The organism is Plantactinospora sp. CNZ321 (assembly GCF_004217235.1).
Map to the genome: position 1 here is coordinate 7096131 of NZ_SHKQ01000001.1, position 13263 is coordinate 7109393.

The following is a 13263-nucleotide window of genomic DNA, read 5'->3' on the forward strand; positions in this document are numbered from 1 at the left end:
GGCGCCTCCACCGATGGTGCCTGAAGACCGGGCCGGCCTCACATCCGATAGTGCTACACGAATCCGACAGAGGTTACCGGAACCGGAGCGCGGTCGGCCCCTGGACCTTCGAGCCCCGGCGCTGCTTGGCCGGCATCGCCGCCAGCTTCTCCCGCAGCTCCACCGCGTACGACGCGAGCGCCTCGACCAGCTCCGGCACCGAGGCGTGCGCCGGCTGCGCGTCCACCCGCAGGCCGAACTCGGTGGCGGTCTCCGCCGTCTTCGGGCCGATCACCGCGACCACCGTCCGGGCGTGCGGCTTGCCGGCGATCCCGACCAGGTTGCGCACGGTCGAGGAGGAGGTGAAGAGCACCGCGTCGAAGCCGCCGGACTTGATCGCGTCCCGGATCTCGGCCGGCGGCGGGGCCGCCCGCACCGTGCGGTAGGCGGTGACGTCGTCCACCTCCCAGCCGCGCTCGGTCAGCCCGGCCGCCAGGGTCTCGGTGGCGATGTCGGCGCGGGGCAGCAGCACCCGGCCGACCGGGTCGAGAATCTCGTCGTGCGGCGAGAACTCGGCGAGCAGCCCCTCCGAGGACTGCTCCCCGGACGGCATCAGCTCGGGCTGGATGCCGAAGGCCCGGACCGCGTCGGCGGTCGCGTCGCCGATACAGGCGATCTTGACGCCGCCGAAGTGCCGGGCGTCCAGGCCGTGCTCGGCGAACTTCTCCCAGACCGCCCGGACGGCGTTCACCGAGGTGAAGATCACCCAGGCGTACCTGCCGTCGACCAGGCCCTTTACCGCCCGCTCCATCTGGGCCGGGGTACGCGGCGGCTCGACCGCGATGGTCGGCACCTCGCACGGGATGGCGCCGTACTCGCGAAGCCGGGCGCTCATCACCCCGGCCTGCTCCTTGGTGCGCGGCACCAGCACCTTCCAGCCGTACAGCGGGCGGTTCTCCCACCAGCTCAGCTTGTCCCGGTGCGGGACACCGGCGCCCAGGGTGAGCACCACCCGGCCGGTGAAGCCGAGCGCGGCGGCGACGAAGCTGTCCACCGTCGAGGTGGTGGTGTACTGCGTCTCCCCGGTGCCGTCCCCGGTCACCGCGACCGCGGTGGAGCCGTCCACCCCGACCGCGAGCAGCCCGTCCCGGATCGCCGCCAGGTCACCGGCGTCCACCGCCAGCGCGAGCGAGCCACGGCCGACCGCCGCGGCGAGGGCCTCGAAGTCCATCGCGGTGACGTCGTCCACGTCGGCGGCGGTGCGTATCCCGGACAGCGGCACCCCGGCGTAGGTGGCCACCCCCTCGGCCTGGCCGACCCCCGGCACCACCTCGAAGTGCACGGCGGTACGCGCCACCGCCTGCACCTCCTTGACCACCGCGTCGTGCCCGAACGGGTCGCCGGCGACCAGGTGCACGGCGGTCAGCCCGGACCGGGCCGCCGACAGCAGCACCTTGGCCACGTCACCCGGGGCCCCCTCGGCCGGGGTGAACTGCGCGTCCTCCTTGGCCTCGGCCTTCACGGCCGTGAGCAGGGCCTCGGGCACGCTGCGGTCGTAGACCACCTGGTCGGCGTCGACCAGCGCGTCGTGCGCCCGGCGGGTCAGCAGGCCGGGGTCGCCGGGTCCGGCCCCGACGAACGCGATGCGGCCTGCGGGCTTACGGGTGCCGATCATTCTGTAGCTCCAAGATGCTTGGTCCTCGCGCCGGACTCCTTTGGCGCCCCGAGGATCGAGTCGGCGCCGAGGTCGAGGAGTTCGGCGGCGAGCGCCTTACCGATCTCCGCGGCCTCGGCGGGCGTACCGGTGCGGGACAGCCGGATGTCACGGGTGCCGTCCGGGCTGATCACCGCCCCGCGCAGGTAGATCTCTTCACCATCGTCGCCCTCGGCGACTTCGGCGTACCCGGCGACCGGTGCACTGCACCCGGCCTCCAGGGTGGCCAGAAACGCCCGTTCCGCGGTGATCGCGGTCCGGGTCGGTGCGTGGTCGAGCAGGCCGAGTTGCTCGACCATTTCCGGGTCGTCCACCCGGCACTCCACCGCCAGCGCCCCCTGGGCGGGTGCCGGCAACATCAGCATCGGATCGAGGGTCTCACTGATCTCCTCCGCGCGGCCCAGCCGGGCCAGCCCGGCCCGGGCCAGCACCACCGCGTCGAGGTCCGCGGATGGGCCGCGTACCCGGCCCATCCGGGTGTCCACGTTGCCGCGGATCGGCACCACTGTGAGCGGAAGCCCGAGCGCGTGCAACTGGGCGATCCGGCGCAGCGCCCCGGTGCCGACCGTCGCGTCCGGCGGCAGTTCGGTGAGGGTACGGCCGTCCCGGGTGACCAGCGCGTCGCGCGGATCCTCCCGCGGAGGTACGGCCGCGACGTGCAGCCCGGTCTCGCCCGCCGTCGGCAGGTCCTTGTAGGAGTGGACCGCGAAGTCGATCTCCCTGGCGAGGAGGGCGTCGCGCAGCGCCGAGACGAAGACCCCGACGCCCAACCGCTGCACCGGGGCGGTGGAGCGGTCGCCGGCCGTGACGACCTCGACCAGCTCGACCGGCCGGCCGGTCGCCGCCGTCAGCGCCTCGGCGACCGTCCGGGACTGGGCGAGCGCGAGCGCACTTGCCCGGGTGCCGAGCCGTAGCGCGGTCATGCCGGCACCTCGATCCACCCGGTGCCACCGGTCCGGCCGGTGCCGACCCGAACCTCGGTCATCGTTCTCCTCCGGATTGTTGTCGGGGCACCGGGGCGCGCAGGGCCGGGCCGGCGCCGAGGTCTCGTTGAGCGCCGATCGTCGGCAGGTCGCCGAAGCCGGGCAGGCCGGCGAGACCGGTCAGCTGGTTGCCGGCCGGTACCCCGGCCAGTTCGGCAGCGGCCAGTTCCGGCACGGTGTCCGCCTGCGAGGTGACCGGCACCTCAAGGTCGAAGAGTTCCCGGAGCAGGGCGGCGTACTGGTCACCGCCGGGCTCGGCGGCGAGTTGCCGGACCCGTACCGTCGGCGAGTGCAGCAGCCGCTGCACCACCCGGTGAACCGTGCGGCTCACCTCGGCGCGCTGGTCGTCGGTGAGGTCCGGCCGGCGCTGGGCGAGCCGGCGCAGCTCGGCGGTGACCACCTCGTCGGCCCGGGCCCGCAGCGCGGCCACGGTCGGCGCGACGTCCGCACCGCGCAGCCAGGTGAGGAACGACTCGACCTCGGAGCCGACGATCCGGGTGACCGCCGCGGTGTCGGCGGCGGCCGGGCCGATCGGCTGGGAGGCGGCCAGCCCGTCGATGTCGATCACCATGGCGCCCGGCAGTTCGGCCACCGCCGGCTCGATGTCCCGGGGTACGGCGAGGTCGAGCAGGACGAGCGGGTCGGGCCGGTCGGCCGCCCGGCCGCGCAGCGCCCGGTCCACCGTCTCCCGGGTGAGGACCGGCTCGATCGACGCGGTGGCGGCGACTACTATGTCCACTGTGGAAAGGGCGTCCTCGAGTTCGGCGATCGGCACCGCCGTCGCGCCGTACGCCTCGGCCAGCCGGAGCGCCCGGTCGTGACCCCGGTTGCTGATCCCCACCGGGCCGGCGCCCAGCCGGGAGAGGGTGGCCACGGCCAGCGCGCCCATCGAGCCGGCCCCGACCACCAGCACCGGCCGGCCGGCCACGTCACCGCCGAGGTGCGCGGCGGCCAGGTCGAGCGCCGCGCTGACCACGTTCTGCCCGGCCCGGTCGATGTCGGTCTCGGCGTGCGCCCGCTTCCCCACCCGGAGCGCCTGCTGCATCAGCTCGTGCAGCAGCCGACCGGGCGCCTCGGCCTCGCTCGCGGCATGGTAGGCGTCGCGGAGCTGGCCGAGGATCTGCGCCTCGCCGACGACCATCGAGTCCAGCCCGGCGGCGACCCGGAAGGCGTGCTCCACCGCCGCACCGTCGTAGTGCACGTAGAGGTGGTTGGCCAGCTCGGCCGGGGCGGCCCCGGTGTGCCCGGCCAGGACCGCGCAGATGTCCCCCAGCCCGCCGTGGAAGCCGGTGACGGCGGCGTAGACCTCGACCCGGTTGCAGGTCGAGACGACGACCGCCTCGCCGACGTACGGCTGGGCGAGCAGCCGGGCGAGGATCTCCGGCAGCTCGGTACCGGCGACGGCCAGCCGCTCCAGGATGGCCACCGGCGCGGTGCGGTGCGACGCACCGACGACAAGCAGGTTCATGAGCTGACCGCCTCCGCGTTCGTCGACCGGAGTGTCCCGGCGGGCGTTGCCTCGGTGGTGCCGGTGGCGGCGAGCCCGCCGGGCAGGGCCGTCAGCCCCGCCGTGGCGGCACCGCCCAGGGCGGTGCCGTTCGTCGTACCCAGCGCGGCACCCGGTCCGGCGGTCGCCGGCAGCCCGGTGAACGCCGCCTTCCGGTGCTCGTGGAAGGAGAGGATCTGCAGCTCTATGGCGAGGTCGACCTTGCGGACGTCGACACCGTCCGGCACGACGAGCACGCACGGCGCGAAGTTGAGGATGCTGGTCACCCCGGCCGCGACCAGTTGGTCGGTGACGCTCTGCGCGGCGGTCGCCGGGGTGGCGATCACGCCGATCGCGATGCTCTCCTCGGCGGCCACCCGCGGCAGCTCGTCGATGTGTCGGACGACCAGTCCGTTGATCACCTCGCCGAGCCGGGCCGGGTCGGCGTCGAAGAGCGCCGCGATCCGGAACCCACGGCCGGCGAAGCCGGCGTACCCGGCGAGGGCGTGACCGAGATTACCCACCCCGACGAGGGCGACGGCCCGGCACTGGGTGAGCCCGAGCACGAGCTCGATCTGGTCGATCAACAGGGCGACGTCGTAGCCCACGCCCCGGGTGCCGTACGAGCCGAGCTGTGAGAGATCCTTGCGCAGCTTCGCCGAGTTGACCCCGGCCGCCGCCGCGAGCGCCTCACTGGAGACCGTGTCGTTGCCGGTTTCGGCGAGATTGTGCAGGGCACGGAGGTATTCCGGGAGCCGGGCGACCGTCGCCTCGGGGAGATCCGGAAGCGCCGGCACGGCACCGACGCGACCGGGCGTGTCTGCGGGGCGGTGCTGATTCATGCGACTCCGTGCCGTGCGATCTTCGACCAGCCGGACCGGCGGGTCGTTCCGGTGCACCCGCTGGCGGCCGCTGTGACCGGCTGTGCTAGCAGGGCTCGTCGGAGTAACAGAGTAGGCGCTTGTGAAGACACGCACAAATCGCGATCTTGATAGACCGCGATAACGCCTCACCTGGGCCTCCACTTACAAGATCAGTTTCTCGACCCACCGGGGCCGCCAGGGCGATTATTACCTAAGTCCGACTTATCTGACGAACCCGCCACTACCACACCGGCCGATCATCCAGCACTTTTCGCCGATCGAGCAATCGCGATGTACCGCGGATTTCCCGGTCACCACCTGTCCTACGGTGACACGCGAATGTCGTTCCCGGTGGGGACAGCCCTACCGTGAAGAGGCCAGCCGATGGGATGGGGACCGACCGCGCCGATGCCTAGCGTCGAGAACATGACCACGACCACCGCCACCAGCGTGGCCGCCGGCGCCGAACCCGGCGCCGGCCGCAGCATGCTACGCCAACTCGCCATCGACTCCGGCTACGTGTTTCTCGGCCTCCCCCTCGCGCTGGCAAGCTTCGTCGTGCTCGTCGCCGGGGTCGCGCTGAGCGCCGGACTCGCGGTGACGGTGACCGGGTTGCCGATCCTGGCCGGCACCCTCTACGCGGCCCGGGGCTTCGCCGACATCGAGCGGCTGCGGATGCCGGCCGTGCTGCGGCAACCCCGGGTACGTCCCAACTACCGCAGCGCCGAGCCCGGTGCCAGCACCTGGCGGCGGATCTTCGTACCCATCGCCGACGCCCAGTCCTGGCTCGACCTCGCACACGGCTGGGTACGACTGGTGGTGGCCCTCGCCACGTTCGTGATCACCGCGGTCTGGTGGGCCGGTGCGATCGGCGGCTCGCTCTACTGGGCGTACGACTGGGCTATCCCGCACAGCCCCGGCGACGAGCAGCTGCACCAGTTGCTCGGGCTGGGCGACACCGCTGCCGCCCGGATCGGGCTGAACACCGCGCTCGGGGTGTTCTTCCTGATCACCCTGCCGGTGGTGGTCCGGGGCTGTGCCCTGATGCAGGCCGGGCTGGGACGTGCGCTGCTCACCGGGGTGGCCGAGATGCGCAACCGGATCACCGTCCTGGAGGAGCAGAAGCGGGCCGCCGTCTCGGCCGAGGCCACCGCGCTGCGCCGACTGGAGCGGGACATCCACGACGGGCCGCAGCAGCGGCTGGTCCGGCTGGCCATGGACCTGAGCCGGGCGCAGCAGCAGCTCGACTCGGACCCGGAGGCGGCCCGGCAGACCCTCGGCGAGGCGCTGGCCCAGACCCGGGACACCCTCGCCGAACTGCGCGCACTGTCCCGGGGCATCGCCCCGCCGATCCTGGTCGACCGGGGCCTGCCCAGCGCCCTGGCGGCGCTCGCCGGCCGCGGGCTGATCCCGGTCGAACTCGCCGTCGACCCCCGGCTCGGCACCCCGGAGGGCCGGCCCGACCCGGCGATCGAGTCGACGGCGTACTTCGTGGTGGCCGAGGCGCTGACCAACGTCGCCAAGCACAGCCGGGCCACCGAGTGCTGGCTGACGGTGACCCGGGAGGAGCGGGCGCTGCGGATCGTGGTGATCGACGACGGTGAGGGCGGCGCCCACCTCTCCAAGGGGCACGGCCTGGCCGGGCTCGCCGACCGGGTCCGCGCCAACGACGGGACCCTGACCGTGCTCAGCCCGGTCGGCGGACCGACCGAGATCCGGGCCGAACTGCCGTGCTGAACCGCTCCGGCGCCCCGTACGGCCCCTCCCCGGTACCCGCCTCGGCCACGCCCGGCCGGCAGGAATGCCCGCCGGACGGGACGGGAGTGGTAGACAACTACCTCATGCGCGTAGTGATCGCCGATGACGCGGTACTCCTCCGGGAGGGCCTGATCCGCCTGCTGACCGAACACGGCCACGAGGTGGTGGCCGCGGTCGGCGACGGTACGGCGCTGGTCGAGGCCATCGTCACCCACCTTCCCGACGTCTCGATCGTCGACGTCCGGATGCCTCCCTCGCACACCGACGAGGGGCTGCGGGCGGCGGTGGAGGCCCGGCAGCGGGTACCCCGTACCCCCATCCTGGTCCTCTCCCAGTACGTCGAGGTGTCGTACGCCGACGACCTGCTCGCCACCGTCAAGCCCAGCGGCGGCGTCGGCGGGGGTGGGATCGGCTACCTGCTCAAGGACCGGGTGGCGGCGATCGACGAGTTCCTCGACGCGGTACGCCGGGTGGCCGGCGGCGGCACCGTGCTCGACCCGGAGGTGGTCGGCCAGCTACTCGTCCGGCGCCGCCGAGACGACCCGCTGCGGGAGCTGACCCCACGCGAACGGGAGGTCCTGGGCCTGATGGCCGAGGGCCGGTCGAACACCGCCATCGCCCGGACCCTGGTGGTCAGCGACGGCGCGGTGGAGAAGCACGTCCGGAACATCTTCACCAAGCTGCGCCTGCCGCCGGACGAGGAGCAGCACCGCCGGGTCCTGGCCGTCCTCGCCTACCTGCGCGGCTGACCCGACCCCGCCATGCTCACAGTCAGTCCAGCTTCGCGGCGAGCTCGACGGCCTCGGTGAGCGAGTCGGCCACCGGCCAGCCGGCGGCGCGCAGTCGGGCCGCATCGGTGAAGCCGCCGGTGTAGAGGACGCATCGGGCGCCCACCGAGTCGGCCGCCTCGGCGTCATCGATCGAGTCACCGATCAACACCGTCGAGGTCCCCTCGACGCCCGCCTCCGCCAGGTGCCAGGCCAGGTGGCGGGCCTTGCGCTCACCGCCGACGGTGCCGCGCAGCCCGTCGACCCGGCGGAACAGGGCGGTCAGCCCGTAGCGGTCGACCGCCGGCACCAGCTCGTCGTGGAACCACATGGACAGCAGCGACTGGGTACCGGTCCAGCTCCGGATCGCCTCGGTGGCGTCGGCGGCCAGGGCGCAACTGGCCAGCCCGACCCGGTACGCCTCGTGGAAGAGCCGGTCCAGCCGGCCGAACTCCTCCGCGTCCACGGCCCGGCCCAGCACCTCGGTGTAGTAGTCGGCGAGCGGCCGGCGGAACTGCGTACGGTGCTCCTCGGCGGTCACCTCGGGCCCGCCGGCACCGGCCAGCGCCACGTTGGTGGCCGCGACCACCAGGGTCAGGTCGTCGAGCAGGGTGCCGTTCCAGTCCCAGACGAGGTGCTCACGCATCCGAGCACGATACGCGGCCGCCCCGACCGGGCTCGCGCCTCCCGCCGACCGGGCCCGCGCCTCCCCCCGACCGAAGCGGGTGGTCAGGTGCGGGGGGCGGTCAGGTCCCGGAGCAGGCGCTCCTCCTCGACCCGCCAGTATCCGTGCTCGCGGCCGTCGAGCAGCACCACCGGCAGCCGGTCGCCGTACTCCCGCTCCAGTTCGAGATCGCCGGTGACGTCCAGCTCGGTCCAGCGGTCGCCGGTCACCGCCACCACCCGGTCGATCGCCTCCCTGGCAACCTCGCAGAGGTGGCAGCCGGGCCGGGTGATCAAGGTCAGCCGTGGCTCACTCGTCACGCGCGCCGCCCTCCCGCCGGATCACCGATCTGCGTACCCGGCCGATCGCGCAGAGGGGCCGGAACCCGACGAACTCTATCCTGCTCGGGCACCTGGACGGCCAGGGTGGCACACCTCCGACGCGCCTCACAGCGGAGAGGTCACTCGCACCGTTGCCGGTCGTACCTCCCGCTCGCCGTGGACGATATCCACTCGACCCCAGCGACCTGGAACCTCCAACAGTCCGAGCTGGGTGAAACCGGCCGGAAGGAATGGGTCACAGGCAAGCGTGTCTCCTTTCGGCTCCATGCCCAGGAGGGCTCGCACGAGCAGCAGCGGGGTTCCTGTGGACCAGGCCTGTGGACTGCAGGCCGTCGGATACAGGACGGGATAGTCCGTCAGGTCGCGATCGTAGCCGGCGATCGCCTCGGGTAGCCGGCCTCCGAAATACTGACTGGCATCGAATATGGCGCTTGCGATACGTGCCACCTCCTTCCTGAAACCGTAACGCCAAAGCCCCCAGGCAATAATCGAGTTGTCGAACGGCCACACAGTTCCGACGTGATAGCCGACGGGGTTGTATCTACCTTCCGTCGTTGCAAGAGTCCGAACGCCCCAGCCGGAGAAGAGACGCGGCCCGAGGAGATGGTCAGCCACCCTCCTGGCGCGCTCCGGTGGGACGATCCCGCTCCACAGCAGATGACCCATGTTCGAGGTGAGCGCGTCCACGGATTTGCCTTCCGGGTCGAGCCCGAGGGCGTAGAACTGTCCATCTTCGACCCAGAAGTCACGATTGAACCGCTGTTTGAGTTCCTCGGCCTCCCGTTCCAGGCGATCGGCGTATTCGGGATCGTTCCAAAACTGCCTGGCCAGCCGGGCGCCTCGGATCTTGGCGTCATACGCGTACCCCTGTAGTTCGCACGTGGCGCGAGGTAGGGGAGCCAGGCGGCCATCCTTGTATGAGATGGAATCCGGGGAGTCCTTCCAGCACTGATTCTCCAGTCCCGTTTCCAGGTTGCGTCTCTGGTACCAGATGTAGCCGTTCCCCATCAGGTCGCCGTAATTGTCGATCCAACCTAGGGCGGCACGCGCTACCGACTCCAGCCGACGAACAAGATCTGCGTCACCACTCCATCGCTCGTATTCATCAAGCAGCACGACGTAGAGCGGCGTTGCATCCGCCGTACCATAGTACGGTGTGTGCGGCTGTTCTTCGAAGGCGGCGGTCTCCCCGTACCGGAACTCGTGTGCGATCTTTCCAGGCTCCTCGTCGCGGAAATCGTCCCAATGGTGCGCCTGCATGGCCGCCAGTTCGAGCAATGTCTCCGCAGCGAGCGCGGGAACGAAGGGCAGCACCTGAAGGCTCGTGAAGATGGTGTCGCGCCCGAAGACGGTCATGAACCATGGCAACCCGGCGGCCGGCAGAGTGCTCCCGCCTGAAATCAATGGCGAAAAGCGGAGGGCCGCCAGGTCGATCAGACTTCGCTTGTATGTTCTCGTCAGAACCTCGTTGTCCGATATGAGACGGGGAGTTTCTTCAAGCCACGCATCCACCTCATCGCGGGTCAGAGTCTTGACGCCTGGGCGGGTACTCTGCAGACTCGTTCGGATCTCTCGCCCGTCCGAACCCAGGGCACGCACCCGGAACCGCGTACTCCAGCGACCGTGACCATCAACGTGAACTGTGAACGTGAAGCCGCGCTCGTCGATGTCGCAGCGTTCAGTACTCGAGATAATCGTTTCGCGCCTGAAGGTCTCTCTCTGATAGATGAATCGAAGGGCACCCTCTTCGACACGAACACGAACCCTACCCTTCCCTCCTTGCGACCCCTTGACCCCGAAGAGATCTGCAAAATCGGCCCCGGCGTCGACACGCAGAGTTAGGTCGATCGGCGACCGGCTGTGGTTCAGGACTGTTATCGACTCGTCGAACCCGCCACTCAAGATGCGTTCACGTATGATTGATGTCTTTGCATCGACGTACTCTCCAGCTCCGCCCGTGACGAGGAAGAAGCGGACGTCGAAGTATCGGACGTCGTCCACCGATAGCGGTTGGGGACTTTCGCCGTCGAGCGTCAGTCGCCATGTCGACAGGAAGCGAGTGTCGAAGGAGAAGAAGCCAGTTGGAAAGGTGGGCGACGCCTCGATATCTCCACGGGTGTCACTGAGGACAAACGTGTTGCCGTCCAGGATCCGTATCATTGCTTCGCCCGGCATGCGCTATCACCTTCTTTTGGTCATCTTGGCTGGCAGTGTCTCGTGACTGCGAGGCGGGTCGGGAAAGATCCGTTGCAGATAATCAAGCAATGTAGGGTTACCCTGGATTGTGAACTCGTTACGCAGCCACCGAGCGTCGGCATTTGCCTCGCCTCTGACGATCTGGTCAAGAAGTTCGTGCCCGATGCGAATGATGCAGTCAGCGCTTCGCTCCTCGCGCCTCACCACCACGTCACCACTTGTTATTGATATGAACCAGATCTCGGTTCTGGACTCGTAAAGAACGTCGAAGCGCATTGTGCCGGTAACGTCGGCGAGCAACGGCTCGTGTCCCTGAGATTCGAGCCGCCTGAAAAATTCCACACAAGCGTCTGACATTCGATCCGACCCTCCATGTCCACCGATTCTGAGTCAGTGTCCGCCTGCCCTCGACCCTCCGGACGGAGCGAGATGCTCCTGGACTGCCTCCCCAGCGCCGTCTACGTGTGCCGCAGCCGCGGAGGAGCGTTCATCATCTGGCCGTCCAACTCGGCGACTACCCGGGCGAGGCGCGGCAAAACGTCCACGAAATGCCGCTCTACCTGCTGTGATCAGATCTTCATGAGGAAGGCGCTTAGCGGTGATAGAAACAGGTGACACGATGGCCTCACCCGCCCACGCGCCGGATTTGGCCTGTGCGGGACTCCTGCCGGCGAGCCAGCCGGGCGATGCGGCAGCCCAGGCGGGCGGCGCCCGTGCTCCCCAGCCCTGGTGGCAGCCGAACGAGAGCAGGCGGTCGTCCCGTTGACCACGGAGCCATCAGCAGTCACGCTGAAACCACAGACCATATTCCGCTGTTGGTGCCTCACCACCTCGTTCCTGCTGCGAAGATCTCTCCAGTGAGAGGCTTCAGGTAGGAGCGGGGGTCGTTGGATGCGGATCAAGCCGATCGAGGATTTGCTTGGGGAGGGAACGGAGAGCGGCGCCGACGGCGGTCATAAACTGCGGCGTAGGTTGGGAGCCCTCGATCTGGTCGGCTTTGGTGTGGGGATCGTCGTCGGCACCGGCCTCTTCACCCTGACGGGGATTGCAGCGCAGGTTGCGGGACCGGCGGTTGTCATCTCGTTCGCGATTGCCGGCGTGGTGACCATCCTCGCCGCCCTTTGCTATGCCGAACTCGCGTCCAGCGTGCCTGTTGCGGGGAGTGCATACACCTATGCATATGCCACCGCAGGCGAAACGATCGCGTGGATTATCGGATGGGTTCTTGTGTTGGAGTTCGCCTTGGGAGCGGCCGTCGTCTCTCGCGGTTGGTCCGGCTATCTCACCGAACTTCTCAACTTGCCCGGCTCCTGGTTCGGCGATGAGAGCAAGCACAACATTGGAGCCGCGGCGATCGCGCTCCTAATGGGTGTGATCGCCATGATTGGTATCCGGCCGTCCGCACGCGTTACGAAGACGTTGGTTGTGGTCAAGGTTGCCATCTGCCTGTTGGTAATCGTCGTTGGCGCCCTTTATGTCAGGGTGGCCAATCTCACCCCCTTTGTTCCGTCACCTCGCGCGCCCGAGGGCCAGGAAATGGGTAAGCCCCTGTTTCAGCTGATCTTGGGGGTTCAGCCGGTCTCTTTTGGCGTCGTGGGTATTCTTACCGCAACCGCCCTCGTATTCTTCGCATACCTCGGATTCGAATCCGTCGCCAGTCTGGCCGAGGAGACCCGCAACCCCTCACGCACGCTGTCGCTGGGACTCGTCGGAACCATCGTCATAGCGATGGTCCTCTATGTTGGGGTTTCCTTCGTCACTGTCGGCATGGTCAACTACAGCAAAGTCGACTCCGATGCGCCGATCGCCGCCGCCTTTTCTGCTGTCGGAGCGTCGTGGATGGCCGTAACTGTCTCCATTGCTGTTATCGCCGCCCTGACGGGGGTCATTCTGGCGTCCCTCGTGGCGGTGAGTCGGGTTGTATTCACGATGGCTCGTGACGGATTACTGCCCGCTCGGATGGGCGCCGTTCATCCACGCTGGCGCACCCCCTATATCGCTACCGGGTTGATCGCAGTCGGTGTAGCTGTACTCGCGGGAATTCTTCCGCTCGCCGAACTCGCTGATCTTGTCAACCTGGGCGCGTTGCTGGCGTTTCTCATAACAGCAGTTGCCGTCGTCGTGCTGCGGCGAACCTCACCCGACCTCCGACGGCCATTCCGGGTGCCGCTCTCGCCGGTCATACCGGTGGCGTCCGCGCTGACGAGCTTTGCCCTGATGACGACCCTTACGGTCGACACCTGGCTGCGGCTGTTGGGGTGGCTGATCGTTGGCGTGGCGATCTACCTGGCCTACGGGCGCCGGCACAGCCGATTGGCCCCAGCTCCCGGTCGAGACAGAGAAACAGGCCGGGAGTCGTGACCGCAGGACGACCGTCGGCCGGCCCGGCGATCCGGCGGCGCAGCGCGGCGGTGAACCGGTCCATCCTGTACGGTCGCCGAGCCTGACCCGGTGCCGGGGCGGACGTTCTCTCGGCGTGGAACTTCCCTCGACTTCTCCGGATACCCGAGGT

The 13263-nt window shown here is 69.2% G+C and carries 10 protein-coding genes and 1 pseudogene; 3 read left to right on the top strand and 8 right to left on the bottom strand.

Annotated features, from left to right (window positions below; genetic code table 11):
- Positions 1–73 precede the first annotated feature (73 nt).
- From EV371_RS30830 to EV371_RS30845, 4 genes and pseudogenes are all read right to left on the bottom strand, one after another.
- Complete coding sequence (locus EV371_RS30830; RefSeq protein WP_130465144.1) at positions 74–1654, bottom strand: uroporphyrinogen-III synthase; 1581 nt, start codon at positions 1652–1654, stop codon at positions 74–76.
- Positions 1651–2616: a hydroxymethylbilane synthase gene (gene hemC, locus EV371_RS30835; protein ID WP_130465145.1), complete on the bottom strand. Its 966-nt coding sequence runs from the start codon at positions 2614–2616 to the stop codon at positions 1651–1653. The genes EV371_RS30830 and hemC overlap by 4 nt, the downstream gene beginning before the upstream one ends.
- Before the next feature lie 208 nt (positions 2617–2824).
- Positions 2825–4144, bottom strand: a pseudogene (locus EV371_RS30840) (glutamyl-tRNA reductase); the annotation flags it as partial.
- Positions 4141–5004 (bottom strand): redox-sensing transcriptional repressor Rex, encoded by an 864-nt coding sequence (locus EV371_RS30845; protein ID WP_130465147.1) that lies wholly within the window; start codon positions 5002–5004, stop codon positions 4141–4143. The pseudogene EV371_RS30840 and the gene EV371_RS30845, both read right to left, overlap by 4 nt.
- 447 nt (positions 5005–5451) lie before the next feature.
- Between EV371_RS30845 and EV371_RS30850 the strand changes: the two genes are divergently transcribed.
- Together EV371_RS30850 and EV371_RS30855 are read left to right on the top strand one after the other, a co-directional pair.
- Positions 5452–6762: a sensor histidine kinase gene (locus EV371_RS30850; protein ID WP_486484862.1), complete on the top strand. Its 1311-nt coding sequence runs from the start codon at positions 5452–5454 to the stop codon at positions 6760–6762.
- A gap of 104 nt (positions 6763–6866) precedes the next feature.
- Complete coding sequence (locus tag EV371_RS30855) at positions 6867–7532, top strand: LuxR C-terminal-related transcriptional regulator (protein ID WP_130465149.1); 666 nt, start codon at positions 6867–6869, stop codon at positions 7530–7532.
- Positions 7533–7554: 22 nt separating this feature from the next.
- On the opposite strand, the gene EV371_RS30860 is transcribed toward EV371_RS30855, so the two are convergent.
- The 4 genes from EV371_RS30860 to EV371_RS30875 form a co-directional block, all read right to left on the bottom strand.
- The gene (locus EV371_RS30860) at positions 7555–8196 is read right to left on the bottom strand and encodes an HAD hydrolase-like protein (protein WP_130465150.1); all 642 of its coding nucleotides are present in this window, start codon (positions 8194–8196) and stop codon (positions 7555–7557) included.
- An 83-nt stretch (positions 8197–8279) separates the two neighbouring features.
- Positions 8280–8534, bottom strand: coding sequence for a glutaredoxin family protein (locus EV371_RS30865; protein ID WP_130465151.1), 255 nt, complete (start codon positions 8532–8534; stop codon positions 8280–8282).
- A 126-nt stretch (positions 8535–8660) separates the two neighbouring features.
- Positions 8661–10730 (bottom strand): glycogen debranching N-terminal domain-containing protein, encoded by a 2070-nt coding sequence (locus EV371_RS30870; RefSeq protein WP_130465152.1) that lies wholly within the window; start codon positions 10728–10730, stop codon positions 8661–8663.
- Between the two features lie 6 nt (positions 10731–10736).
- Positions 10737–11108: an SCP2 sterol-binding domain-containing protein gene (locus tag EV371_RS30875; protein WP_130465153.1), complete on the bottom strand. Its 372-nt coding sequence runs from the start codon at positions 11106–11108 to the stop codon at positions 10737–10739.
- A gap of 534 nt (positions 11109–11642) precedes the next feature.
- On the opposite strand from EV371_RS30875, the gene EV371_RS30880 reads away from it, so the two are divergent.
- On the top strand, positions 11643–13112 hold the full coding sequence (locus EV371_RS30880) for an amino acid permease (protein ID WP_130465154.1): 1470 nt from the start codon (positions 11643–11645) through the stop codon (positions 13110–13112).
- Positions 13113–13263 lie beyond the last annotated feature (151 nt).

What these genes read in the sequence shown, in the direction of transcription:
- EV371_RS30830 (WP_130465144.1), bottom strand. Translation starts at nt 1,654, where the DNA reads ATGATCGGCACCCGTAAGCCCGCAGGCCGCATCGCGTTCGTCGGGGCC.
- hemC (WP_130465145.1), bottom strand. Translation starts at nt 2,616, where the DNA reads ATGACCGCGCTACGGCTCGGCACCCGGGCAAGTGCGCTCGCGCTCGCC.
- EV371_RS30845 (WP_130465147.1), bottom strand. Translation starts at nt 5,004, where the DNA reads ATGAATCAGCACCGCCCCGCAGACACGCCCGGTCGCGTCGGTGCCGTG.
- EV371_RS30850 (WP_486484862.1), top strand. Translation starts at nt 5,452, where the DNA reads ATGACCACGACCACCGCCACCAGCGTGGCCGCCGGCGCCGAACCCGGC.
- EV371_RS30855 (WP_130465149.1), top strand. Translation starts at nt 6,867, where the DNA reads ATGCGCGTAGTGATCGCCGATGACGCGGTACTCCTCCGGGAGGGCCTG.
- EV371_RS30860 (WP_130465150.1), bottom strand. Translation starts at nt 8,196, where the DNA reads ATGCGTGAGCACCTCGTCTGGGACTGGAACGGCACCCTGCTCGACGAC.
- EV371_RS30870 (WP_130465152.1), bottom strand. Translation starts at nt 10,730, where the DNA reads ATGCCGGGCGAAGCAATGATACGGATCCTGGACGGCAACACGTTTGTC.
- EV371_RS30875 (WP_130465153.1), bottom strand. Translation starts at nt 11,108, where the DNA reads ATGTCAGACGCTTGTGTGGAATTTTTCAGGCGGCTCGAATCTCAGGGA.
- EV371_RS30880 (WP_130465154.1), top strand. Translation starts at nt 11,643, where the DNA reads ATGCGGATCAAGCCGATCGAGGATTTGCTTGGGGAGGGAACGGAGAGC.